The sequence below is a fragment of the Micromonospora fiedleri genome, from assembly GCF_016774385.1.
Classification (GTDB): Bacteria; Actinomycetota; Actinomycetes; order Mycobacteriales; family Micromonosporaceae; genus Micromonospora; species Micromonospora gifhornensis.
This window is the reverse complement of the sequence record NZ_JAETXL010000003.1, coordinates 297,574-320,047: the sequence shown is the minus strand read 5'-3', so window position 1 is coordinate 320,047 and position 22,474 is coordinate 297,574. Positions and strand designations below refer to the sequence as shown.

Here is a 22,474-nt window from a genome sequence, read left to right as displayed (position 1 = left end):
GCCGGTTGCTCCGTTCTCGTTGTCGCGGGTCACAGCCGGCCCGCCCGGCGCTGCGTGGCCAGCAGCCAGACCAGGTAGCCGCCGCCGAGCACCCCGGTCACCACGCCGACCGGCAGTTGGCTGGGGAAGGCCCGCAGCGCCACCTGGTCGGCGACCACGATGATCAGCGCGCCGATGATCGCGGCGGGCAGCAGGTTGGTGCCGGGTGCCCGGGTCAGCCTACGGGCCAGGTGCGGGGCGGTGAGCGCGACGAACGACACCGGGCCGGCGGCGGCCGCCGACAGGGAGACCAGGATGACCGCCGTGGCCAGCAGCAGCATCCGCAGCCGGGGCACGGGTACGCCGAGCCCGGTGGCCGTGTCGTCGCCCAACTCGGTCATCCGCAGCGCCGGGCCACAGGCCAGCAGCACCGGTACGGTGACCGCGAGGGCGGCCAGCAGCGGCGCGGCGTCGGACCAGCCGCGACCGTCGAGGCTGCCGGTGAGCCAGAGCATCGCCCGGGCCGCCTCCATCAGCGGGGCGCGGGTCAGCAGGTAGCCGTTGACGCCGGTGAGGATGGCCGACACGCCGATGCCGACCAGCACCAGCCGGTAGCCGTGCACGCCGCGCCGCCAGGCGACCAGGTAGATCAGCAGACCGGTGAGCACACCGCTGATCGCGGCGGCCCCGGCCAGGGCGGCGCTGCTGCCGCCGACGACCACCACGATCAGCGCGCCGGTCGCCGCGCCCTGGGTGAAGCCGAGCACGTCGGGGCTGCCCAGCGGGTTGCGGACCAGGGCCTGGAACACCGCACCTGCCAGCCCGAGCGCGGCACCCACGGCCAACGCCGTGACCAGCCGGGGCAGGCGCAACTGGGTGACGATGAAGTCCTCGGCGGGGCTGCCGCCACCGGTCAGGGTGCGCAGCACGTCCGCCGGTGACATCGGATAGTCGCCGTGGCCGACGGCCAGCACACCGACGGCGAGTGTGAGCAGCAGGCCGGTCGTGCCGACGGCGAGGGCGCGGGGGTGCAGCCGCAGCGAGAGGCGGCCCGGAACCCGAATCACGATCATGGGCGGGCCGTCCTCGTCCGGGTCACCAGCCAGAGGAACAGCGGACCACCGAGCACGGCGGTGACCAGCCCCACCTGCAACTCGCCGGGACGGCCGAGGACCCGGCCGAGCACGTCGGCGCCGAGCAGCAGCACCGGCGCCAGCAGCGCACAGTACGGCAGCAGCCAGCGCAGGTCCGGCCCGGTGAGCGTACGCACCAGGTGCGGCACCAGCAGCCCGACGAAGACGATCGGTCCGCAGGCGGCGGTGGCCGCGCCGCAGAGCAGTGTGATGGCGGCGATCACCGCGGCCCGGATCCATGCCGGTCGGGCGCCCAGGGCGCGGGCGGTGTCGTCGCCGAGGGCCAACGCGTTGAGCGGTCGCGCGGCGGCCAGCGCGGCCACCAGACCGACCGCGATGAACGGCAGGACCCGCCGTACGGTGGCATCGTCGGCGCTGGCCAGCGAGCCGACGGTCCAGAACCGCAGCCGTTGCAGCCCGGCGGAGTCGAGCAGCATCACCGCGCTGACGTACGAGTACAGGGCCGCGTTGAGTGCCGCACCGGCCAACGCCAGCCGGGCCGGGGTGGCGGTGCGGCCGCCACCGACGGCGTACACGCCCACGGTTACCGCGGCGGCGCCGCCGAGGGCGAACCAGACCTGACCGGTGCCACCGCCCACCCCGAACAGCAACGAGGCGGTGGCGATCGCGGCGGCGGCGCCGGCGTTGATGCCGAGCAGACCGGGGTCGGCGAGCGGATTGCGGGTCAGCGCCTGCATCGCCGCGCCGGCGGTGCCGAGCGCCAGGCCGGCGAGCAGCCCGAGCAGGGTGCGGGGCAGGCGCATTTCGTGCACGACGGCGTAGTCGACGGCACCGGGGTCGGTGAGGGACGCCCACACCTGCGTCAGGGGGATCGGTTTGGCGCCGACGGCGATGCTGAGCACCACCACGACGACCAGAGCCAGCGCGGCGACGCCGAGGCCGGCGGCGCGTGACGCGGCATGACCTGCCCGCGGCGGTGGTTGGTCCCGTGGCGGTGTCGCGGCGGGAGGCGACTTGGTGACGGACAGTGTGAACTCCAGTGCGGTGCGAAACGCCGTGCGGGACTTGACAGGCAGTTAGGTTAGGTTAGCCTAACCCCGGCTGTCCATGGCCATCCATGCACCCTGATCGGAAGACGACACCATGCCTGATCCCGTTTCCGCCCGCCGCCTCTCCCGTCGGGGCCTGCTCGCCGCCGGTGGCGCCGCCGCTCTCGCCGCTGCGCTCGTCGGCTGCGGGCGGGACGAGACCGACAAGGCCAGCAACAGCACCGGTTCCGGGCCGTGGTCGTTCACCGACGACCGCCCGGAGGTGGTCACCGCGCCGGCTCGGCCGGCCCGGGTGGTGGCCTTCACCGGCTCGGCGGCCGCCCTGGTCGATTTCGGACTCGGGCGCGAGGTGGTCGGCGTCTTCGGCGAGACGAAGAAGGCCGACGGCAGCAAGGAACCGCAGGCCGGCGAGCTGGACGTGGAGAGCGTGGAGATCCTCGGCAACGTCTGGGGCGAGTTCAGCGTCGAGAAGTACGCGGCGCTGCGCCCGGAACTGCTGGTCACCCACATGTACGACCCGGGCGCCTACTGGTACGTGCCGGACGAGAGCAAGGACAAGATCCTCCCGCTCGCCCCGGTGGTCACCATCACCACCGCCCGCGTCCCGATGACCAAGCCGATCGAACGCTACGCCGCACTCGCCGAATCCCTCGGCGCCGACCTGTCGGCACCGAAGGTCACCGACGCCAAGGCGCGCTTCGAGGCCGCCGCCGAGGCGGTACGCCAGGCGGCCAAGGCCAACCCGGGCATCAAGGTGCTGGCCGCCTCCGGCAGCCCGGACCTGTTCTACGTCTCCAACCCGAAGGTCAGCACCGACCTGATGTACTTCGCCGAACTCGGCGTCGACATCGTGGTGCCCACCAAGCTGGAGTCCGGCGACTACTTCGAGGCGCTCAGCTGGGAGAACGCCGGCAAGTTCCCGGCCGACCTGATCCTGCTCGACAACCGCAGCACCGCCCTGCAACCGGCCGACCTGGCCGCCAAGCCCACCTGGAAGCAGTTGCCCGCCGTGCAGGCCGGCCAGGTGACCCCGTGGGACGCGGTGCCCCGCTTCTCGTACGCCGGCGCCGCCCCGCTGCTCGAAGACCTCGCCAAGGCGATCCAGGGCGCGAAGAAGCTGACCTGATCCGCCACGGACGACCCGCGTGACCCGTGACCGCCGGTCGTCCGCCCACCACCCTCATCGACGCCAACCCGCCGCGCGCCGCGCGGGCGGCGGGTTCCGGCTGCCCGGAAACCGAACCGCCGAGCGTGGAGGACACGTCCATGACCCTGCCGGTGCACACCGCGCCACCGCCGAGCGCCGCCCGAGCCCACCTGTTCCACGACGGCACAGTCGACGACTACCGGGCCGCGGTGACAGCCGGTGCCGACCGGGTGGCCCGGCGCGTCGCCGAGGCGACCGGACCGTTCACCGGCGTACGCCCGGAGCAGTTGGCGCCGCTGGTGGACGCGATCGACCTGGACCGGCCGCTGCGCGACACCACCGCCGCCCTCGACGAACTCGACGAGGTGTACCTGCGCGACGCCGTCTGGTTCCACCATCCGCGCTACCTGGCCCACCTCAACTGCCCGGTGGTCATCCCGGCCCTGCTCGGCGAGGCCGTGCTCAGCGCCGTCAACTCCTCGATGGACACCTGGGACCAGAGCGCCGGCGCCACCCTGATCGAACGGCGCCTGATCGACTGGACCGCCGCCCGGATCGGTCTCGGCCCGGCCGCCGACGGGGTGTTCACCAGCGGCGGCACCCAGTCCAACCTGCACGCGCTGCTGCTGGCCCGGGAGGAGGCCCTGGCCGGGGCGAGCCCGACCGACCGGCGGATCCTGCTGCCCCACCTGCGGATCATCACCTCGGCCGCCGGCCACTTCAGCGTGCAGAAGGCCGCCAAGCTGCTGGGCCTGGCCCCGGACGCGGTCGTGGTGGTGCAGACCGGCCCGGACCGGCGGATGCGTGCCGGTGCCGTCCGCCACGAGATCAACCGCTGCCGGCGCGCCGGCCTGACCGTGCTCGCGGTGGTCGCCACCGCCGGCACCACCGACTTCGGCACCATCGACCCGCTCGACGAGATCGCCGAGGTGTGCGCCACCTCCGGTGTGTGGCTGCACGTCGACGCCGCGTACGGCTGCGGGTTGTTGGTCTCGCCGACCCGCCGGCACCTGCTCGACGGCATCGAGCGGGCCGATTCGGTGACCGTCGACTACCACAAGTCGTTCTTCCAGCCGGTCAGCTCCAGCGCCGTGCTGGTCCGCGACCGGCGTACGCTGCGGCACGCCACCTGGCACGCCGACTACCTCAACCCGGCCCGGATGGTCGCCGAACGCATCCCCAACCAGGTCGACAAGTCGCTGCAGACCACCCGCCGTTTCGACGCCCTCAAGCTCTGGCTCACCCTGCGGGTGATGGGCCCCGACGGCATCGGCGAACTGTTCGACGAGGTCTGCGACCGGGCCGCCCAGGCGTGGCAGCTGGCGGCCGCCGACCCCCGGTTCGAGGTGCTGACCGCGTCGGCGCTGAGCACTGTGGTGTTCCGCTGGCGGCCCGCCGGCACCCCGGCGGAGCTGGCCGACGCGGCGAACCTGCACGCCCGGTCGGCGCTGGCCGCCTCCGGCCTGGCCGTGGTCGCCGGGACCAAGGTCGACGGCCGGCAGTACCTCAAGTTCACCGTGCTCAACCCGGCGACCAGCACCGACGACGTGGCGTACGTGCTCGACCTGATCGCCGAACACGCGGGCCGGTACGCGCACACCCACGCCGTCTCCACCCCCGCCGTGCCCTGCCGGGTGGGCTGAGCATGCCGACGCAGAACCCCGCAATGGAGGAGCGGATGGACAGCTACGACGTCATCGGGATCGGCCTGGGGCCGTACAACCTGGGCCTGGCCTGCCTGACCGCGCCGATCGCCGACCTCGACGCGCTGTTCCTGGAGGCCCGCGACGACGTCTCCTGGCACCCCGGCATGCTGCTGGAGTCGTCCCGGTTGCAGACGCCGTTCCTGGCCGACCTGGTCACCCTGGCCGACCCCACCTCGCCGTTCTCCTTCCTCGCCTACCTCAAGGAGATCGGTCGGCTCTACCCGTTCTACATCCGGGAGAGCTTCTTCCCGCTGCGCGCCGAGTACGACGCGTACTGCCGGTGGGCCGCCGCGAAGCTGCCCAACCTGCGCTTCGGTCACCAGGTCAGCGCCGTCGAGTACGACCCGACGAGCGAGCAGTACGTGGTCACCGCCACGGTCGGCGGCGACACCGTCACCCACCGGGCCCGGCACCTGGTCCTCGGCACCGGCACCCCGCCGCACCTGCCGGCCGCCTGCGCCGGGCTGGACTCCGACGCGGTGCACAACTCCCGCTACCTCGAACACCGTGACGCGTTGCGGGCCAAGCGCAGCATCACCATCGTCGGCAGCGGGCAGAGCGCCGCCGAGATCTACCACGACCTGCTCTCCGACATCGACACGTACGGCTACCAGCTGAACTGGGTGACCCGCTCACCCCGGTTCTTCCCGCTGGAATACACCAAGCTGACCCTGGAGATGACCTCACCGGACTACGTGGACTACTTCCACGCCCTGCCGGAGCAGACCCGCTACGACCTGGAGGCCGAGCAGAAGCAGCTGTTCAAGGGCATCTCCGCCGACCTGGTCAACGACATCTTCGACCTGCTCTACGCCACGAGCGTGCCCGGCCCGGTGAACACCCGGCTGCTGACCAACACCGAGTTGACCGGGGTCACCCACGACCGGTCCACCGGCCGGCACACCCTGCGGCTGCGCCACGTCGAGCAGGGACGGGAGCACACCCTGGACACCGAGGGGCTGGTGCTGGCCACCGGCTACCGCTACCAGGTGCCCGCCTTCTGCGACCCGATCCGCGACCGGCTGCGCTTCGACGGCCACGGCCGCCTCGACGTGGCCCGCAACTACAGCGTCGACCACACCGGGCGGGGCATCTTCCTGCAGAACGGGGGCACCCACACGCACAGCATCACCTCACCGGATCTCGGCATGGGCCCGTACCGCAACTCGTGGATCATCCGCGAGCTGCTCGGCCGGGAGGTGTACCCGATCGAAAAGTCGATCACCTTCCAGGAGTTCGGGGTGCCCGCATGAGCGCCACCGTGCACACCCGGACCGATCCGGTGCTCGGCGAGTTCGCCCTGCGTACGCTCGACGTGGCCACCGACGCTGCGCTGCTGTACCGCTGGGTGACCCATCCGAAGGCGGCGTTCTGGCTGATGCAGGACGCCGACCTGGCCGCCGTCGTCGAGGAGTACCAGCGGATCGCCGCGCATCGGCACCACGACGCCTTCCTCGGGCTGTGGCGCGGCGAGCCCGCCTTCCTCGCCGAACGGTACGACCCGGCCCAGGTCGAGCTGGTCGGGCTCTACGACGCCCAGCCCGGTGACGTGGGCATGCACTTCCTCTGCGCGCCCACCGAGACCCCGGTGCACGGCTTCACCCGCGCCGTGCTCACCACCGTGATGTCCTGGCTGTTCGCCGACCCCGACACCGCCCGGGTGGTGGTCGAGCCGGACGTCCGCAACACCGCCGTGCACGCCCTCAACGCGGCCGTCGGCTTCGAGGTGATCGGCCCGATCGCCAAGCCGGAGAAGCAGGCCCTGCTCAGCATCTGCACCCGCGAGCGGTTCCTCGCCGCGACCCGTAGCCAAGGAGCAACGCTGTGACCACCATCGACCCGGTCGCCCACCTGCGTCCGCAGACCTGGGAGCGGGCCAACCGGCTGCTGGTACGCAAGGCCCTCGCCGAGTTCGCCCACGAGCGGCTGATCACCCCCGAGCCGGACGGCCCCGCCGCCGACCCCACCGGCCGCCGCTGGTACGCGGTGACCAGCGACTGCGGCACCGTCCGCTACCGGTTCACCGCCCGGCTGCGCACCCTGGAGCACTGGGACATCGACCCGGACAGCATCACCCGCCAGCACGACGGCCAACCGCAACCCCTCGACGCCGTCGACCTCTGCCTGGACCTGCGCACCTCGCTCGGCCTCACCGACCGGATCCTGCCGGTCTACCTGGAGGAGATCAGCTCCACCCTGGCCGGCAGCGCCTACAAACTGGACCGGGCCCTGCCCGCGGCGGCAAAGCTGATCGAGGCCGACTTCCAGACCATCGAGACGTCGATGACCGAGGGGCATCCCTGCTTCGTGGCCAACAACGGCCGTCTCGGCTTCGGCGTCGACGAGTACCACCGCTACGCCCCCGAGGCCGCCCGGCCGGTACGCCTGATCTGGCTGGCCGCCCACCGCGACCACGCCACCTTCACCAGCGCCGCCGACCTCGACTACGCCACCCTGCTCCGCACCGAACTGGGCGAGGCGACCCTGGCCCGGTTCGCCGAGACCATGGCCGCCCTCGACCTCGACCTGGCCGACTACCTGCTCATCCCGGTGCACCCCTGGCAGTGGTGGAACAAGCTGTCGGTGACCTTCGCCGGTGAGGTGGCCCGCCGCCGCCTGGTGCACCTCGGCGAGAGCGACGACGACTACCTCGCCCAGCAGTCCATCCGCACCTTCTTCAACGTCAGCGCGCCGCACCGGCACTACGTCAAGACGTCGCTGTCGGTGCTGAACATGGGCTTCATGCGAGGGCTGTCGGCGGCGTACATGGAAGCCACCCCGGCCATCAACGACTGGCTGGCCGACCTGATCGCCGCCGACGAGGTGTTCCGGGCCACCGGCCTGACGATCATCCGGGAGCGGGCCGCCGTCGGCTACCGCAACCGGCAGTACGAGGCCGCCACCGACCGCTACTCGCCGTACCGCAAGATGTTGGCCGCGCTCTGGCGGGAGAGCCCGGTGCCCACCCTGGCCCCCGGCGAACGGCTGGCCACCATGGCCTCGCTGCTGCATGTCGACGCCGACGGCCGCTCCTTCGCCGCCGAACTGATCACCGCCTCCGGGCTGGCACCGGCCGAATGGCTACGCCGTTACCTGCACGCCTACCTCACCCCGCTGCTGCACGCCTTCTACGCCTACGACTTGGCGTTCATGCCGCACGGCGAGAACGTCATCCTGGTGCTGCGCGACCACGCCGTACAACGGGTGATCTTCAAGGACATCGCCGAGGAGATCGTGGTGATGAGCACCGAGGCGACCCTGCCCCCGGCGGTCGAACGGATCCGCGCCGAGGTGCCGGAGGACATGAAGCTGCTGTCGATCTTCACCGACGTCTTCGACTGCTTCTTCCGCTTCCTCGGCGCCACCCTCGCCGACCAGGGCATCGCCGACGAGGAGACCTTCTGGCGTACGGTCGCCGACTGCGCCACCGACTACGCCGCGCGGGTACCGCAGCTGGCCGCCCGGCTGGCCCGCTACGATCTGTTCGCCCCCGAGTTCGCCCTGTCCTGCCTCAACCGGCTGCAACTGCGCGACAACCAGCAGATGGTCGACCTGGCCGACCCGTCGGCCGCCCTGCAACTCGTCGGCGCCCTCACCAACCCCCTGGCCCGGCACACACCGGCCTGACTCACCACCGACGCTCACCTGTCCGTGGCCGCCGATGGAACATGTCCCCAGATGTGGAACTCGTCGGCCGCCACGGACAGGTACAGGTGTGACAGCACAGTTGCGGCGTCGGATCCGAGCCGGCGACACCGACGCCTTTGGCGAACTCTTCGACGCGCATGCCGACGCGGTCCATCGGCATGCGGTGTGGAGCGAGGGCGACCCGGTGCTCGCCGAGGACGTGGTGTCGCTGACCTTCCTCGAGGCGTGGCGGATCCGGGAGTCTCTTCAACCGGACGGGGAGAGCCTGCGGCCGTGGCTGCTCGGCATCGCCACCAACGTGCTGCGCAACCGGCGGCGCGCGGCGCGCCGACACCGGGCCGCGCTACGGCGGCTGCCGGTACGCGACACGGTGCCGGACTTCGCCGACGACGTGGTCGGCCGGATGCACGACGCCGACCAGCTCGCCGCCGCCGTGGCGGCCCTGCGGGCCCTGCGCCGGGCGGACCGGGAGGTGTTCCTGCTCTGCGTCTGGTCGCAGCTGGACTACGCGGCAGCAGCCGAAGCCCTGGGAGTTCCCGTCGGGACCGTGCGTTCGCGGCTGTCCCGGGCCCGAACCCGGCTGCGGGCGCTGGCCCAGCAGGAACTGGACCGTCCGCGCGGCACCCCCGTCGAGCAGGGAGAGTACCGATGAGCGAGCCGACTGTTCCGCACGTGCCGACGATGGCCACCGCGCACCGGCAGGCCCTGCGCCGGCACCTGATGAACGAGATCACCCGGCCGACCCGCAGACCGAAACGGACGCTGGTGCTCGTGGGCGTGGCGGGCGTACTGGTCGCGGTGATCGCGGCCGGGACGATCGCGCTGCCCGGGGTGCCGCAGAGCGCGCCGCTGGTCGTAACGGTGCAACAGGCGGAACCGGCGGCCGCGACGACGTTGCTGAACGCGATGGCCGCCGCCGTCGTCGAGAAGCCGGAACCGGGCGACGGGAGGTACGTCTACATCAGGAGCCTGGGCGCTTACGCCGAACTGGGTGACGGTCCGGCCCGGCTGCGACCGGTACGCGAGCGGGAGATCTGGATCCCGCGGTACGAGCCGGGCGATGGTCTGCTCCGACAGCCGTTCTTCGAACTGCCGGTCATCGGCGTGATCCCCGAGCGGGTGACGCTGACGGACATGACGCCGAACGCGGCGGTCGTCGATCTGCCCGGCGACCCGGATGAACTGCTGGCCAAGCTCTACCGGGAACGTGCCGAGCGGGGCCACGGCACCAGCCGCGACGGCGCGGCGTTCACCGCGATCGGCGACATCCTGCGTGAATCGCTGGTGCCGCCACAGACCAGCGCCGCTCTCTACCGGGCCGCAGCCCGGATTCCCGGCGTCGAGGTGATCCGTCAGGTGACCGACGCGGCGGGCCGGCGGGGGACCGCCGTCGCGTACACCGAACGGGACCGCCGTGACGAGTGGATCTTCGATGAGCGGACCTTCGAGTACCTCGGCTCGCGTAGCTACCTCGTGGCGGACACCGCCGATGGACCGGCCGGCACCGTGCTGGCCACCACCGCGGTGCTGCAACGCGCCGTGGTGCCGACGCTCGGGCAGCGCCCGTGATCGCGCGGCGGGCGCGCGGACACACCCTGGTTGGTCAGTCGGCGCTCAAATCCGCCAGGTCGCGGTCGAGCAGCTCGGCGAGCAGGGTGTGTCGGCCGGGGTCGTTGTCGACGGTGATGCCCCGGCTGGGCATCTCCACGGTCATCAGCAGGTGCAGGTGCATCCGGTACAACGCCAACCGGCGACGTACGCGATCGTCGAAGACCAGCGGCGTGCCGGCGGCGTCGGCGTAGCCGTGCAGGAACGGATGCTCCGGCTCGTCCTCGGCGCGCCGGAACAGCAGGGGGGAGACCAGGTCCAGCATCGGGTCGCCGTAGAGGAACCGTTCGCCGTCGACCAGCCCGCACATCCGGTACGCCCCGTGCGCGTCGGGGGCGGCCAGCACGTTGCCGTCCCAGCCGTCGAAATGCAGCAGGGCGGGTCGGCGCACCTGGTCGAGCAGGTCGGCGTGCCGGGCCACCAGCTCGCGGAACCGCTGTGGCGGCGCGGGAAGGGTGACGTCCCAGTCGGCGGCGTCGGCGAGCAGATCGTCGATGATCGCCGCGAACGCCGCCGACCAGGTGTCGCCGCCGGTACGGCCGGCGTCGTAGCCGAACCGGTCACCGGTGATCTGGTGCAGGGTGGCCATCGCGGCCCCGAAGTCGTAGCGTGCGCCCGCGTCGGCACCGTCCAGGTCGGGCAGTGCCCGGCCGGGCAGCCGGCTGGTGACCAGCCACTCACCGAGGCGGGGGTCGTGACCGTGGTGCAGCACCGGGGGCACCGGCACCTGCGGGGCGCGGGCGGCGACCAGCCGGAAGTAGCGGGCCTCGGCGGCGAGCATCCCGGTCTCGTAGCGCAGCAGCGGCACCTGCGGTGGTGGCCCGACCTTGAGGACGACCTCCCCGCCGTCGTCGAGGCGCACCCACCAGACGGTGGCGAAACCGCCGCCGGCCAGCGGTCCGCAGTCGGCGACCTGCCGTGCACCTGAGAAGGAGGCGGCGATGTAGTTGGCCACGTCGTCGGGGGAGAGGACCTGCTGGGTGGGGCTCAGCGGTGGCACCGGCACAGGGTATCCGTACCGATGCCACCGCGGTGTCCCTGCTCAGCCGTCGGTCACCACGCCGGTCAGCACCGGTGGCAGCTGCGGCCCGTCCGGCTCCGGGTCGAAGTGCAGCTCGATCCACTCGTCCGGCTCGACCACCGAGTCGGTGATCGTCGGGACGGTGATCTCAGCGACGAGCGCGTCCGGGGCCAGTTCCAGGTACGGCACCAGCCAGGTCTGCGACAGCGGCCGCTCCGGCTCCACCGGCGAGTACGCGTGCTCGGTGAACCACTCCGGATCGACGTCCATGGTGGACAGCTCGGGCCCGGCGGTGGGCGGCTGCGGCCAGGCGATCGCGAAGATGCCCTGCTCCGTCGGCGCGGACGAGGTGAAACGCCAGGTCAACGTCTCGCCCTCGGTGACGCGCTGGGCGGGTTCGACAGTGATGATCGGCGCCGGATCGTCGTTGAGCACGTCGAGACCGCCGATGAAGCTGCCGACCACCATGCCGTGCTGCGCCTTGGCGGTCAGCAGGTGCCGCTCGGTGTAGTTCCACAGCGGGTCACCGACGACCTCGGCCGGCACCCGGATGCTGCGCTGACCGGGCCGGACGGTGACCAGCCAGGACCGGCTGTCCGACATCGGGTCGAACAGGTTCATCCGTACCGTCGCGCTCCCGCTTCCGGTGATGGTCACCGGGATCTCGTAGGTCGTCGTGCCGGAGTCGCCCTCCTGCACCTCCAAGGTGCCGACGTCCAGCCGGGGCAGGCGGGGTGCGCGGGGGTCGGGCGTGCCCGGCTTCCAGCCCCACGCGTCGAGCAGCCATGCCTGCCCGGTCGCGGTGCGCGGAGTGACCTCGATGGCGGCCAGCCGTGCCGGTGCTCCCGCCAGCGGCACCCGCACCTCCTGCGCCCAGTACGAGGTCGTGTTGCCGGTGCCGGGCAGGCCGTCGATCCGTACCTCGCCCAGCCGGCTGCGCCGCCCGTCGGTGCCGACGACTGTCACGTCCCACCGGGTGCCGGTCGTGTTCGGCGGCACGATGACGCGCAGCGCCAGGTCACGGGCACCGGCGACGGAAACCGGACGGGCCGGGGCCAGCCGGATCGGCTTGCCGGCGCGCGACCAGGTCAGCTTCGCCGCGTACCGGTCGGGCTCGGGGATGGTCCAGAAGAAGGGCGTGAAGTGTGCCAGCAGGGCGTCGCGGTCGGCCGGGTCGAGACAGGACCGCTCGGGGTCATCGGTGACCTGGTCGCAGATCCGGGCCCCACCCGACAGTCGGGTCGAGGGGTCCGGGGTGAGCACCGGCGTGCGGTTACCGCCGAGAGCGTGGCCGAGCACCCGCGCCGGGTCGGCCGAGGGCGCCCGCCGGCCGGTGCCGTCGAGCAGCGGCCGGACCCGGTCGTCACCGTCGACGAAGAGCCGCGCGGCGGCGGCGATGTAGGTGGCACCGACGGTCTGCTGCTGGGTGGCGGTGAGCCGGCTCGGCATGCCCGGTGAACACACCGGGTCCGGCTCGTCGTCGCTGGTGTAGAAGTCGTCCTGGGACGGTGCCACCGACTGTCCGGGTGTCCATTCGGTGTTGAAGTAGTTGTGGTTGGCCCCGATCACGTACAGCGCGCTGCGCAGTGCGCGACTCGGGCTGAGCCCTCGTGTGGCGTCCACGAACATCTGGCCCTGCAGGTCGAAGACGTCACCGTCGCAGCCCGGCAGGATGGTCACCGACGGGACGTCCGGCACCGGGTTGTGTCCGAAGAGGGTGGGACCGATCAGCAGCATGCCGCGTACGGTCCACCGAACCCGGCCCGGGTAGCCGTCCTGCGCCCTCGGCGGTGGGGTGAGCGAGTCCATCGCCGCCCGGCTGACCCCTTCACCACCACGGGAGTGACCCATCAGGAACACCTGGGACAGGTCGGCCCGGGGCGCGGCCCGCACGATGGCCGGTGCGCCGGCACGGCCGGTGCCGGCCCAGTCGGCCCACTTCGCCAGGTGCAGCCGCACGAGCGAGGAACGGGCCTGGGCGCCACCGTCGGCGGCGGCCCAGTCCTGACCGTTGATCCCGTTGGCCGAGATGGACACGGTCACGTAGCCCTGCGAGGCGAGCAGCCGCTGCGCCTGCAGGTAGCCGCGATGGCTCGGGATCGGATCGGTGCCGGCCGGGCACGGCCACTGCTGGGGCACGTCCTCGTCACCCCGGTAGCAGACGGTGTGGCGGCCGTGCAGGAACAGCGCCAGTGGCCGGGCGCCGGTGGTGCCCTGTGGCGCGACCACCACCGCCCGCATCTCGACCTTCTCCGGGAACCCCGGCAGGCTGACCCCGGGCAGGTCGTACTCCCCGGTGATCTGCCGGTACGGTCCGGGCGTGCCGGGATCGACGGGGCCGGCGGGCTGCGGGGCCGCCGTGGCGGCGACCGGTCCCGACCGGCGGGCGCGCTCGCGCGGGGCGTCCGCGTCGATCCGCCGACCGCCGGCCCGCACCGCGAGTTCGTCGGGTTCGACCGGTGCGGTCAGCGGGAGGCTGAACGTCCGGCCGTCCGGATGTGGGCGGGCCGGGCCGAGACGCCGCTCGCCCGACCAGAATTCGACGGCGGCGTCGCCCATCGGCACGGGTGTGGCGGAGCGCCAGGTCAGCTTGCCGTCGGCCATCGACCAGCCTTCGACGGCGGGCCGGGGAGCGGGGTTCTCGGGTGGCTCGGCCGCTGCCGGCCCGGTGGCCCCGGTCACCAGCGCCACCGCGAGCGCGGCTGAGATCAGGAGTCTACGCATGTGACTACATCTATCCCATTCGCGCAAATCGCGTGAGGGCGGTCCAATCAACCCGGTGGCGGACCGGAGCTGTCGCGGCGGACCAGTTCGGCGGTGAGCGACTCGACCCGGGGTGCGGCGGAACCGCCGTCCAGGGCCAGCGCCATCGCCCGGGCACCCATCTCGACAAGCGGCAACCGGATCGTGGTCAGCGCCGGGGTGACGTCGCGGGCCATCGGCATGTCGTCGAAGCCGAAGACGCTGACCTGATCGGGCACCGCCACCGCCCGGGAGCGCAGCAGCGACAACGCGCCGATGGCCATCGAGTCGTTGAGCGCCGCGATCGCGGTCAGTGCGGGCTCCGCGTCCAACAGGGCGGCGGTCGCCTCGGCGCCGCTGTCCCGGTCGAAATCGGCGTACCGGACGAGCTGCTCCGGTAGCTGCCGACCGTGTGCGGCGAGCGCCTCGCGCAGCCCGGTCAGTCGGTCGGTGGTGGTGGTCAGCACCCGGGGCCCGGCCACCACCCCGACGCGCTGGTGGCCGAGGCGGCAGATCTCCTGCCCGAGCAGCCGGGCGCCGTCGCGATTGTCCGGCATCACCGCGTCACCGGAGTGCTCGTGGCGGCCGATCACCGCGACCCGGCCCCCGGTGGCCTCGTATGCGGCCAGCTTGCCGTTGAGCAGGGTGGTGAAGTCGGGATCGTGGTAGCCGGAGCCGGCCAGGATGATGGCGGCCACCTGCTGCCCGCGCAGCAGTTCGACGTACTCCAACTCCCGGTCCGGGTCCCGGTAGCTGTTGCAGATCATCAGCAGCCGACCCTGGTCGGTGGCGACCCGTTGCAGCCCTCGGGTGATCTCGGAGAAGTACGGGTCGGAGACGTCGTGCACGATGACGCCGACGGCGCCGCGATGGGATCGGGCCAGCAGTTGGGCGTGGGCGTTGGGCACGTACTGCAACTCGGCGACAGCCTGCAGGACCCGTTCGCGCAACTCGTCGGTGACCGGCTTGCTGCTGCCGTTGATCACTCGAGAAGCCGTGGCGGGGGAGACTCCCGCCCGCCGCGCCACATCGGACAGCGTCGCCACCCGCGTCCCCTCCCGTGTCGCGTCGGCCGCGCCTGTGACGGCCAGCGTCACCGTACCGCAGGGCGGGTGTTTTGCCGTCGCATGGTTCGCGCAGGTCACACCGGGAGATAGGCCCGGTTCGGCCGGTTCGTGCCGAGGTGCTGCCATCGGCAGTGCGGCGTCGTCGCCGCCAGGAAAGCCCTTGCCCCGTGGGTCCCGTGCGCCCTAGGCTGCGTCAGGAAAGCGCTTACCTGGCCTCGTTGCGGAAGGACCCCTCATGACCCGTAGGTCGATCGGCATCATCGTCAACGGCGTCACCGGCCGGATGGGTTACCGGCAGCATCTGGTGCGTTCCCTGCTGGCCATCCGGGACGCCGGTGGCCTGCCGCTGGCCGACGGCACCACCGTCTGGCCGCACCTGGTCCTGGTCGGACGCAGCGAGACCAAGCTGCGCGAGATCGCGCAACGGCACGGCCTGGACGACTGGACGACCGACCTGTCGGCGGCGCTGGCCCGCGACGACGTCGAGATCTACTTCGACGCCCAGGTCACCCAGCAGCGGGAGAAGGCCATCCGGGCGGCCATCGAAGCCGGCAAGCACATCTACACCGAGAAGCCCCTCGCCGAGGACACCGCCGCCGCCCTCGACCTGGCCCGCGCGGCCCGCGCCGCCGGCGTACGCACCGGGGTGGTGCAGGACAAGCTGTTCCTGCCCGGTCTGCGCAAGCTCAAGCGCCTGCTCGACGGCGGCTTCTTCGGTGAGGTGCTGTCGGTACGCGGCGAGTTCGGCTACTGGGTCTTCGAGGGTGACTGGCAGCCCGCCCAGCGTCCCTCCTGGAACTACCGGGCCGAAGACGGCGGCGGCATCGTGGTGGACATGTTCCCGCACTGGCACTACGTGCTGGCGGAGCTGTTCGGCGAGGTGCGTGCGGTGTCCGCCACCACCGCCACCCACGTCCCGCGCCGGGTCGACGAGGCCGGCCGGCCCTACCAGGCCACCGCCGACGACGCCGCGTACGCCGTCTTCGAACTCGACGGCGGGGTGATCGCTCAGCTCAACTCGTCCTGGGCGGTGCGGGTGTTCCGCGACGAACTCGTCGAGTTCCAGGTCGACGGCACCGAGGGCAGCGCGGTGGCGGGGCTGCGGCGCTGCCGGGTGCAGCACCGGGCGGTCACCCCGAAACCGGTGTGGAATCCCGACCTGCCGGTCACCGAGGACTTCCGGTCACAGTGGTCCGAGGTGCCCGACAACGAGGACTTCGACAACGGCTTCAAGGTGCAGTGGGAGGCGTTCCTGCGGCACGTGGTGGCCGGTGAGTCGTTCCGGTGGGACTTCCTGGCCGGGGCGCGGGGCGTGCAGCTGGCCGAGTTGGGTCTGCTCTCGGCCCGCGAGGGCCGTCGCGTCGAGGTGCCGGAGCTGTCGCTGTGAGCGGCACGACGGTCACCCTGCCCGGCGGGCGGCGACTGCGGCTGGCCGGTGGCGCCGGTTACCCGCGCCCCGACGGTCCGCCGCGCAGCCGCATCGCGTACGCCGCCGCGCATGTGGTGGCCGATCCGAGCGCCGACAACACCCCGGGCACCTCGGCCGTGCTCGACTGGGACCGTACCCTCGCCTTCCGTGAGCACCTCTGGTCGTACGGCCTGGGGGTGGCCGAGGCGATGGACACCGCGCAGCGCGGCATGGGCCTGGACTATCCGACCACCCGGGAGCTGATCCGGCGCAGCGCGGCGCAGGCCCGGGCGGTCGGCGGCCGGATCGTCGCCGGGGTCGCCACCGACCAGCTGCCGCCCGGCCCGGCCACCCTGGCCGAGGTCACCGCCGCCTACCGTGAGCAGCTCGCCGACGTGCAGGCCGCCGGCGCGGTGCCGGTGCTGATGTGCAGCCGCCACCTGGCCGCCGTCGCCCGCCACGCCGAGGACTACCTGCGGGTGTACGACGACCTGCTGACCGCCGCCGACGGCCCGGTGCTGCTGCACTGGCTCGGCCCGATGTTCGACCCGGCGCTGACCGGCTACTGGGGCTCGACCGACCTGGACCTGGCCGCCGACACCGTCATCGAACTGATCAAGGCCCACGCCTGGCGAGTGGACGGCATCAAGATGTCGCTGCTCGACGCCGGCCGCGAGGTGGCGTTGCGGCGACGGCTGCCGGCCGGGGTACGCCTCTACACCGGCGACGACTTCAACTATCCGGAGCTGATCCGGGGCGACGACAGCGGGCACTCCGACGCGCTGCTGGGCGTCTTCGCCGCCATCGCACCGGCCGCCGCCGCCGCGCTGGCCGCCCTCGACCGCGGTGAGCTGACCGGGTACGACGAGATCTTCGCCCCGACCGTGCCGCTGGCCCGGCACCTGTTCGCCGCACCCACCTGGTACTACAAGACCGGCATCGTCTTCCTCGCCTGGCTGGCCGGTCACCAGGACCACTTCACCATGGTCGGCGGCCTGCAGTCCGGCCGCTCCCCGGCGCACCTGGCCACCCTGCTCACCCTCGCCGAGGACGCCGGGCTGCTGCCCGACGCCGACCTGGCCGCCGCCCGCGCCCGGGCGTTCTTCACCGTCGCGGGGGTGGCCCAGTGACCGGCGACCGGACGGCGTTGCGCCGCTTCTCCCTCAACCAGGCCACCACGAAACACTGGCCGCTGCCCGACGTGGTGGCCGGCTGCGTGGCCGCCGGTGTGCCGGGCATCGGCCTGTGGCGGGAACCGGTCGCCGAGTACGGCCTGGCCCGCACCGCCAAACTGGTCCGCGACGCCGGACTTGAGGTGACCACCCTGTGCCGGGGCGGCTTCTTCAGCGCCGACGGCTGGCGCGACGAGAACCTGCGTGCCATCGAGGAGGCCGCCACGCTCGGCGCCCCCGTGCTGGTGCTGGTCTCCGGCGGGCTGCCGGCGGGCAGCAGGGACATCGACGGGGCCCGGGCCCGGGTGGCAGACGCGATCGCCGACCTCGCCCCGCACGCCGAGGCCGCCGGGGTGAGGCTCGCGATCGAGCCGCTGCACCCGATGTTCACCGCCGACCGGTGTGTCATCGCCACCCTCGGTCAGGCCCTCGACATCGCCGAACGGTTCGACCCGGGCGTGGTCGGCGTGGTGGTGGACGCCTACCACGTCTGGTGGGACGACACGGTGTACGCGCAGATCGCCCGGGCGGGGGAGTGGATCGCCTCGTTCCAGGTCTGCGACTGGATCACCCCGCTGCCCGAGGGTGTGCTGCTCGGCCGGGCGCTGCCCGGCGACGGCTGCATCGAGCTGCGCCGGCTGCGCGAGGCGGTCGACGCGGCCGGCTACACCGGCCCGATCGAGGTGGAGGTCTTCCACGCCGACGTCTGGGCCCGTCCCGGTGCGCAGGTGCTCGCCGCCGCGATCGACGGCTACCTGCGCGAGGTGGTCTAGGCGTCGGCGCGGGTGGCGAGGGCGTCGACCAGGCGGCGGGTGGAGCCGGCCAGGTTCCACCGTTGGGCCAGGTCGAGCAGCCGATCCGGGTCGGCGGGCGCGGTCGGCAGCTCGGTGGGCAGCGGCGGCAGCGGCACGTCCAGGGCGACCCGGACCACCTTCGGCGCCACCGCGAGGTAGTCGCGTGCGGCGGCGAGCTTGGCGCGCAGGCCGGGCGCGAAGCCGGAGGCCGGGTCGTCCAGGGCGGCGAGGATGCCGGCGATGTCGCCGTACCTGTCGATCAGCCGGGCGGCGGTCTTCTCGCCGACACCTGCGACACCGGGCAGCCCGTCGCTGGGGTCGCCGCGCAGCGCGGCGAACTCGGCGTACCGGTCGGCCGGCACACCGTAGCGGGCGCGCACCGCGGCGTCGTCGCAGTCGTCCAGTTTGGCCACGCCCCGGCCGATGTAGAGCAGCCGCACCCCGCGGGCGTCGTCGATCAACTGGAACAGGTCGCGGTCGCCGGAGACCACCTCCACCGGCCCGGGCTGGGTGACCGAGAGGGTGCCGAGCACGTCGTCGGCCTCGTAGCCGGCCGCGCCGACCACGGTGATGCCCAGCGCCGCCAGCACGTCGAGGAGCATCGGCACCTGCGGGGAGAGGGTGTCCGGCACGATCTCGCCGCCCTCCGGCGCCACCCGGTGCGCCTTGTACGACGGCAGCAGCGCGACCCGCCAGTCCGGTCGCCAGTCGTGGTCCATCGCGCACACCATCCGGCCGGGGCGGCGGGTGCGCACCAGTTGAGCGAGCATGTCGAGAAAGCCGCGTACGGCGTTGACCGGCTGGCCGTCGGCGGTCTTCGCGGCCGACTCGGGGATGCCGAAGTAGGCGCGGAAGTAGAGACTGGGCGCGTCGACGAGCATGATCGGGGTCTGCTGTGCCACGTCCGACAGCCTGGCACACCCCACCGACGTTCGGGGTGCCCGGCACGACCAGGAGGACAACAGATGTCCGTACCGACCCGGCTGACGCTGACCACGGTCAACCTGGACACGCCGGACCCGGCCGCGTTGGCCCGCTTCTACGTGCGGCTGCTCGGCTGGGAGATCAAGGTCGAGGAGGCCGACGACGTCATCCTGCACCACGCCGACGGTGGCGTCGGGCTGTCGTTCCAGCGGGAACGGGCGTACGTCCGCCCGACCTGGCCGGCCGAGCCGGGCCGCCAGCAGATGTCGATGCACCTGGAGATCGGCGTCGAGGATCTGGACGCCGCCCTGGCACATGCGTTGGCCTGCGGCGCGACCCTGGCCGAGTTCCAGCCGCAGGATGACGTCCGGGTCTGCCTGGACCCGGACGGCCACCCGTTCTGCCTCTGGCTGATGCACTGAGCCGGGTCGGGGCGGCTCGCGGTGCGTCGCCGCCCCACTCAGCTCGCGGTGCGTCGCCGGCGGACGGCGTACGGCAGCACGAACAGGTACAACCCGGTGAACAGGAGCAGGGCCAGCGGGGGCAACGGCAGGTAGAAGAGCCATTCGGCGGGTTCCGCCTGGGCGGCGGCGACGAAGGCGACGATGACCGTCACCACGAAGGTGATCGAGGTCCATCGGTGGGTCTGTCGGACGATATTGTTCCAGCGCACGGCGACCTCCAGCAGAGATGAGCTGCCCGGCCCGACGGGACGTGCCGGGCGGGATGTCCTGAAGGTCAGCCTGCTGCGCTGCGGCGCGGAGTGCTTCTCGATTCCTGACCGGTCGGCGGGCTACGCTCGGCGCGACCGTCCACAGAACCCGCCCCCAAACGACCGTTAAGCTGTGCGGGTGGGAATCGACGAACTCTACCCGCCGCAGCGACTGGTGGCCGCGCAGCGCGCCATCGCCGCCGCCGGCTTGGACGCCCTGCTGCTCAGCCCCGGCTCCGACCTGCGCTACCTCACCGGCTACGACGCGCACGCCGGTGAGCGGCTGACCCTGCTGGTGCTGCCCGCCGAGGGCGAGCCGACCCTGATCGTGCCGACCCTGGAACGACCCGCGGCCGAGGCGTCGCCGGCGCCGGCCACCGGCGTGCGCATCGTCGACCACGCCGACGGCAGCGACCCGTACCCGCTGGTGACTGCGGCGCTCGACGGGGCGGTCGACGCGGTGGGGCTGGCCGACCGGATGTGGGCCGAGCAGGTCCTCGCGCTGCGTGCGGTGCTGCCCGGCGCCCGGCAGCGGCTGGCCTCCGAGGTGCTGCGGGAGTTGCGGATCGTCAAGTCGCCCGCCGAGATCGCGGCGCTCGCCGAGGCCGGCGCGGCGATCGACGCGGTGCACGAGCGGATGGGCGAGTGGCTGCGGCCGGGGCGTACCGAGGTGGAGGTGGCCGCCGACATCGCCGCGGCGATCCGCGCCGCCGGGCACGTCACCGTCGACTTCGTGATAGTCGCCGCCGGCCCGAACGGGGCCAGCCCGCACCACGGCACCGCCGACCGGCCGATCGGGGCCGGTGAGCCGGTGGTGGTGGACATCGGCGGCACCATGCCCTCGGGCTACCGCTCCGACTGCACCCGCACCTATGTGGCCGGTGGCCCGGCGCCGGCCGAGTTCGCCGACTACTACGCGGTGCTGCGCGACGCGCAGCACGCCGCCGTGGCGGCGGTCCGTCCGGGGGTGACCGCCGAGGCGGTCGACGCCGCGGCCCGCGAGCCGATCGCCGCCGCCGGGTACGGCGCGGCCTTCCTGCACCGTACCGGGCACGGCATCGGCCTGGACGGCCACGAGGAGCCGTATGTGGTGGCCGGCAACGACCGGCCGCTGGTCGCGGGGATGGCCTTCTCCGTGGAACCGGGCATCTACCTCGCCGGGCGGCACGGCGCCCGCATCGAGGACATCGTCGTCTGCACGACCGACGGCGTACGTCGGCTCAACACCACCACCACGGAGCTGATCGAGCTATGACCGTCGAGCGGATCCTGCCCACCGACGAGGCCCACGACCTGCTGGAGTTGACCACCGAACTCGCCGACCGGGAACTCGCGCCGAAGGTCGTCGAGCACGAGCAGCGTGGGGAGTTCCCCCGGGAGGTGCTGCGCACCCTGGGCCGGGCCGGCCTGCTGGGGCTGCCGTACCCCGAGGAGTACGGCGGCGCGGCCCAGCCCTACGAGGTCTACCTGCAGGTGCTGGAGATTCTGGCCGGCCGCTGGCTCACCGTCGCCGAGGCGGTAAGCGTGCACACCCTGTCCTGCTTCCCGGTGGCCGCGTTCGGCACCGACGAGCAGCGCAGCCTGCTGCCGGACATGATCGGTGGCGAGTTGCTGGGCGCGTACTGCCTCTCCGAGCCCCAGGGTGGTTCGGACGCCGCGGCGCTGACCACGAAGGCGGTCCGCGACGGCGACGAGTACGTCGTCACCGGCACCAAGGCCTGGATCACCCACGCCCACACGGCCGACTTCTACAACATCTTCTGCCGCACCAGCGGCCCCGGCCCGAAGGGCATCTCCTGCCTGCTCGCCGACCGGGCGACGCCGGGGATCGAGCCGCAGACCGCCGAGCGCACCATGGGGCTGCGTTCCTCTCCGGTGGCGCAGCTGGTCTTCGACGACGCCCGGGTCCCCGCCGACCGGTTGATCGGCGGGGAGGGCAAGGGCTTCACCATCGCCATGGCCGCGCTGGACTCCGGCCGGCTCGGCATCGCCGCCTGCGCGGTGGGGCTGGCCCAGGCGGCGTTGGACTACGCGGTGAACTACGCCCGCGAGCGCCAGCAGTTCGGCCGCGCCATCATCGAGTTCCAGGGGCTCGGGTTCACCCTGGCCGACCTGGCCACCCAGATCTCCGCCGCCCGGGCGTTGACGCTGGCGGCGGCGCGGCTGCGGGACGCGGGCCGGCCGTACTCGATCGAGGCGGCCAAGGCGAAGCTGTTCGCCACCGACGTGGCGATGCGGGTGACCACCGACGCGGTGCAGGTGCTCGGCGGCGCCGGCTACGTGGCCGATCATCCGGTGGAGCGTTACTTCCGGGAGGCGAAGGTGTTGCAGATCGTCGAGGGCACCAACCAGATCCAGCGGATGGTGATTTCCCGGGCGTTGGCGAAGGGCTGAACGTCGCAC

The 22,474-nt window shown here is 72.5% G+C and carries 19 protein-coding genes and 1 pseudogene; 13 read left to right on the top strand and 7 right to left on the bottom strand.

All coding sequences use genetic code 11. From position 1 onward, the window contains the following. Positions 1–29: 29 nt before the first annotated feature. Entirely contained in the window at positions 30–1,052 is a 1,023-nt protein-coding gene (locus JMF97_RS09210; protein WP_203221155.1) for a FecCD family ABC transporter permease, read from the bottom strand. Beyond that, a pseudogene (locus JMF97_RS09205) lies at positions 1,049–2,145 on the bottom strand (FecCD family ABC transporter permease). The gene JMF97_RS09210 and the pseudogene JMF97_RS09205 overlap by 4 nt, the downstream one beginning before the upstream one ends. A gap of 71 nt (positions 2,146–2,216) precedes the next feature. On the opposite strand from JMF97_RS09205, the gene JMF97_RS09200 reads away from it, so the two are divergent. The 7 genes from JMF97_RS09200 (at position 2,217) to JMF97_RS09170 (ending at position 10,192) form a co-directional block, all read left to right on the top strand. Further along, positions 2,217–3,248 carry an ABC transporter substrate-binding protein gene (locus JMF97_RS09200; protein ID WP_203221154.1) on the top strand — a complete coding sequence of 344 codons (1,032 nt, stop codon included), beginning with the start codon at positions 2,217–2,219 and terminating at the stop codon, positions 3,246–3,248. A 140-nt stretch (positions 3,249–3,388) separates the two neighbouring features. Beyond that, entirely contained in the window at positions 3,389–4,912 is a 1,524-nt protein-coding gene (locus JMF97_RS09195) for a pyridoxal phosphate-dependent decarboxylase family protein (protein WP_203221460.1), read from the top strand. 35 nt (positions 4,913–4,947) lie between these two features. Further along, positions 4,948–6,228 (top strand): lysine N(6)-hydroxylase/L-ornithine N(5)-oxygenase family protein, encoded by a 1,281-nt coding sequence (locus JMF97_RS09190; RefSeq protein ID WP_203221459.1) that lies wholly within the window; start codon positions 4,948–4,950, stop codon positions 6,226–6,228. Then, entirely contained in the window at positions 6,225–6,803 is a 579-nt protein-coding gene (locus JMF97_RS09185; RefSeq protein WP_203221153.1) for a GNAT family N-acetyltransferase, read from the top strand. Before JMF97_RS09190 ends, JMF97_RS09185 begins: the two co-directional genes overlap by 4 nt. Next, the gene (locus JMF97_RS09180) at positions 6,800–8,602 is read left to right on the top strand and encodes an IucA/IucC family protein (protein ID WP_203221152.1); all 1,803 of its coding nucleotides are present in this window, start codon (positions 6,800–6,802) and stop codon (positions 8,600–8,602) included. Before JMF97_RS09185 ends, JMF97_RS09180 begins: the two co-directional genes overlap by 4 nt. An 88-nt stretch (positions 8,603–8,690) precedes the next feature. Further along, positions 8,691–9,275, top strand: coding sequence for an RNA polymerase sigma factor (locus JMF97_RS09175; protein ID WP_203221151.1), 585 nt, complete (start codon positions 8,691–8,693; stop codon positions 9,273–9,275). Then, positions 9,272–10,192, top strand: a complete 921-nt coding sequence (locus JMF97_RS09170) for a CU044_5270 family protein (protein WP_203221150.1) — start codon at positions 9,272–9,274, stop codon at positions 10,190–10,192. The genes JMF97_RS09175 and JMF97_RS09170 overlap by 4 nt, the downstream gene beginning before the upstream one ends. Positions 10,193–10,226: 34 nt before the next feature. Here the strand turns inward: JMF97_RS09170 and JMF97_RS09165 are convergent, their stop codons facing one another. The 3 genes from JMF97_RS09165 to JMF97_RS09155 are packed head-to-tail and all read right to left on the bottom strand — an operon-like array spanning position 10,227 to position 15,040. Beyond that, complete coding sequence (locus JMF97_RS09165; protein WP_307816836.1) at positions 10,227–11,231, bottom strand: phosphotransferase family protein; 1,005 nt, start codon at positions 11,229–11,231, stop codon at positions 10,227–10,229. A 42-nt stretch (positions 11,232–11,273) separates the two neighbouring features. After that, a complete protein-coding gene (locus JMF97_RS09160) occupies positions 11,274–13,976 on the bottom strand; it encodes a hypothetical protein (protein WP_203221148.1) in 2,703 nt (900 codons plus the stop codon). A 47-nt stretch (positions 13,977–14,023) separates the two neighbouring features. Then, positions 14,024–15,040 (bottom strand): LacI family DNA-binding transcriptional regulator, encoded by a 1,017-nt coding sequence (locus JMF97_RS09155; protein ID WP_203221147.1) that lies wholly within the window; start codon positions 15,038–15,040, stop codon positions 14,024–14,026. Between the two features lie 256 nt (positions 15,041–15,296). Here JMF97_RS09155 and JMF97_RS09150 point away from each other — a divergent pair, with 256 nt between their 5' ends. From JMF97_RS09150 to JMF97_RS09140, 3 genes are read left to right on the top strand one after another with little or no spacing between them, the layout of a single operon-like run. Next, the gene (locus JMF97_RS09150) at positions 15,297–16,448 is read left to right on the top strand and encodes a Gfo/Idh/MocA family protein (RefSeq protein ID WP_203221146.1); all 1,152 of its coding nucleotides are present in this window, start codon (positions 15,297–15,299) and stop codon (positions 16,446–16,448) included. Beyond that, on the top strand, positions 16,445–17,599 hold the full coding sequence (locus JMF97_RS09145; protein ID WP_203221145.1) for a dihydrodipicolinate synthase family protein: 1,155 nt from the start codon (positions 16,445–16,447) through the stop codon (positions 17,597–17,599). Before JMF97_RS09150 ends, JMF97_RS09145 begins: the two co-directional genes overlap by 4 nt. After that, positions 17,596–18,414, top strand: coding sequence for a sugar phosphate isomerase/epimerase family protein (locus JMF97_RS09140; RefSeq protein WP_307816835.1), 819 nt, complete (start codon positions 17,596–17,598; stop codon positions 18,412–18,414). The genes JMF97_RS09145 and JMF97_RS09140 overlap by 4 nt, the downstream gene beginning before the upstream one ends. Here JMF97_RS09140 and JMF97_RS09135 read toward each other — a convergent pair. Next, the gene (locus tag JMF97_RS09135; RefSeq protein ID WP_203221457.1) at positions 18,411–19,316 is read right to left on the bottom strand and encodes a 5'-3' exonuclease; all 906 of its coding nucleotides are present in this window, start codon (positions 19,314–19,316) and stop codon (positions 18,411–18,413) included. The two genes, JMF97_RS09140 and JMF97_RS09135, sit on opposite strands and share 4 nt — an antisense overlap. Positions 19,317–19,400: 84 nt before the next feature. Here JMF97_RS09135 and JMF97_RS09130 point away from each other — a divergent pair, with 84 nt between their 5' ends. Continuing rightward, entirely contained in the window at positions 19,401–19,781 is a 381-nt protein-coding gene (locus JMF97_RS09130) for a VOC family protein (RefSeq protein WP_203221144.1), read from the top strand. Between the two features lie 38 nt (positions 19,782–19,819). On the opposite strand, the gene JMF97_RS09125 is transcribed toward JMF97_RS09130, so the two are convergent. Then, the gene (locus JMF97_RS09125) at positions 19,820–20,032 is read right to left on the bottom strand and encodes a hypothetical protein (RefSeq protein WP_203221143.1); all 213 of its coding nucleotides are present in this window, start codon (positions 20,030–20,032) and stop codon (positions 19,820–19,822) included. Between the two features lie 172 nt (positions 20,033–20,204). On the opposite strand from JMF97_RS09125, the gene JMF97_RS09120 reads away from it, so the two are divergent. Both JMF97_RS09120 and JMF97_RS09115 read left to right on the top strand, forming a co-directional pair. Next, a complete protein-coding gene (locus JMF97_RS09120) occupies positions 20,205–21,326 on the top strand; it encodes a M24 family metallopeptidase (protein ID WP_203221142.1) in 1,122 nt (373 codons plus the stop codon). Continuing rightward, positions 21,323–22,465, top strand: coding sequence for an acyl-CoA dehydrogenase family protein (locus JMF97_RS09115; protein ID WP_203221141.1), 1,143 nt, complete (start codon positions 21,323–21,325; stop codon positions 22,463–22,465). Before JMF97_RS09120 ends, JMF97_RS09115 begins: the two co-directional genes overlap by 4 nt. The last annotated feature ends 9 nt before the right edge of the window (positions 22,466–22,474 follow it).

Bases quoted from the DNA above. Each gene is read 5' to 3' on its own strand.
- JMF97_RS09135 (WP_203221457.1), bottom strand. From the start codon at position 19,316: ATGCTCGTCGACGCGCCCAGTCTCTACTTCCGCGCCTACTTCGGCATC.
- JMF97_RS09195 (WP_203221460.1), top strand. From the start codon at position 3,389: ATGACCCTGCCGGTGCACACCGCGCCACCGCCGAGCGCCGCCCGAGCC.
- JMF97_RS09210 (WP_203221155.1), bottom strand. From the start codon at position 1,052: ATGATCGTGATTCGGGTTCCGGGCCGCCTCTCGCTGCGGCTGCACCCC.
- JMF97_RS09115 (WP_203221141.1), top strand. From the start codon at position 21,323: ATGACCGTCGAGCGGATCCTGCCCACCGACGAGGCCCACGACCTGCTG.
- JMF97_RS09130 (WP_203221144.1), top strand. From the start codon at position 19,401: ATGTCCGTACCGACCCGGCTGACGCTGACCACGGTCAACCTGGACACG.
- JMF97_RS09150 (WP_203221146.1), top strand. From the start codon at position 15,297: ATGACCCGTAGGTCGATCGGCATCATCGTCAACGGCGTCACCGGCCGG.
- JMF97_RS09190 (WP_203221459.1), top strand. From the start codon at position 4,948: ATGGACAGCTACGACGTCATCGGGATCGGCCTGGGGCCGTACAACCTG.
- JMF97_RS09170 (WP_203221150.1), top strand. From the start codon at position 9,272: ATGAGCGAGCCGACTGTTCCGCACGTGCCGACGATGGCCACCGCGCAC.
- JMF97_RS09200 (WP_203221154.1), top strand. From the start codon at position 2,217: ATGCCTGATCCCGTTTCCGCCCGCCGCCTCTCCCGTCGGGGCCTGCTC.
- JMF97_RS09160 (WP_203221148.1), bottom strand. From the start codon at position 13,976: ATGCGTAGACTCCTGATCTCAGCCGCGCTCGCGGTGGCGCTGGTGACC.
- JMF97_RS09185 (WP_203221153.1), top strand. From the start codon at position 6,225: ATGAGCGCCACCGTGCACACCCGGACCGATCCGGTGCTCGGCGAGTTC.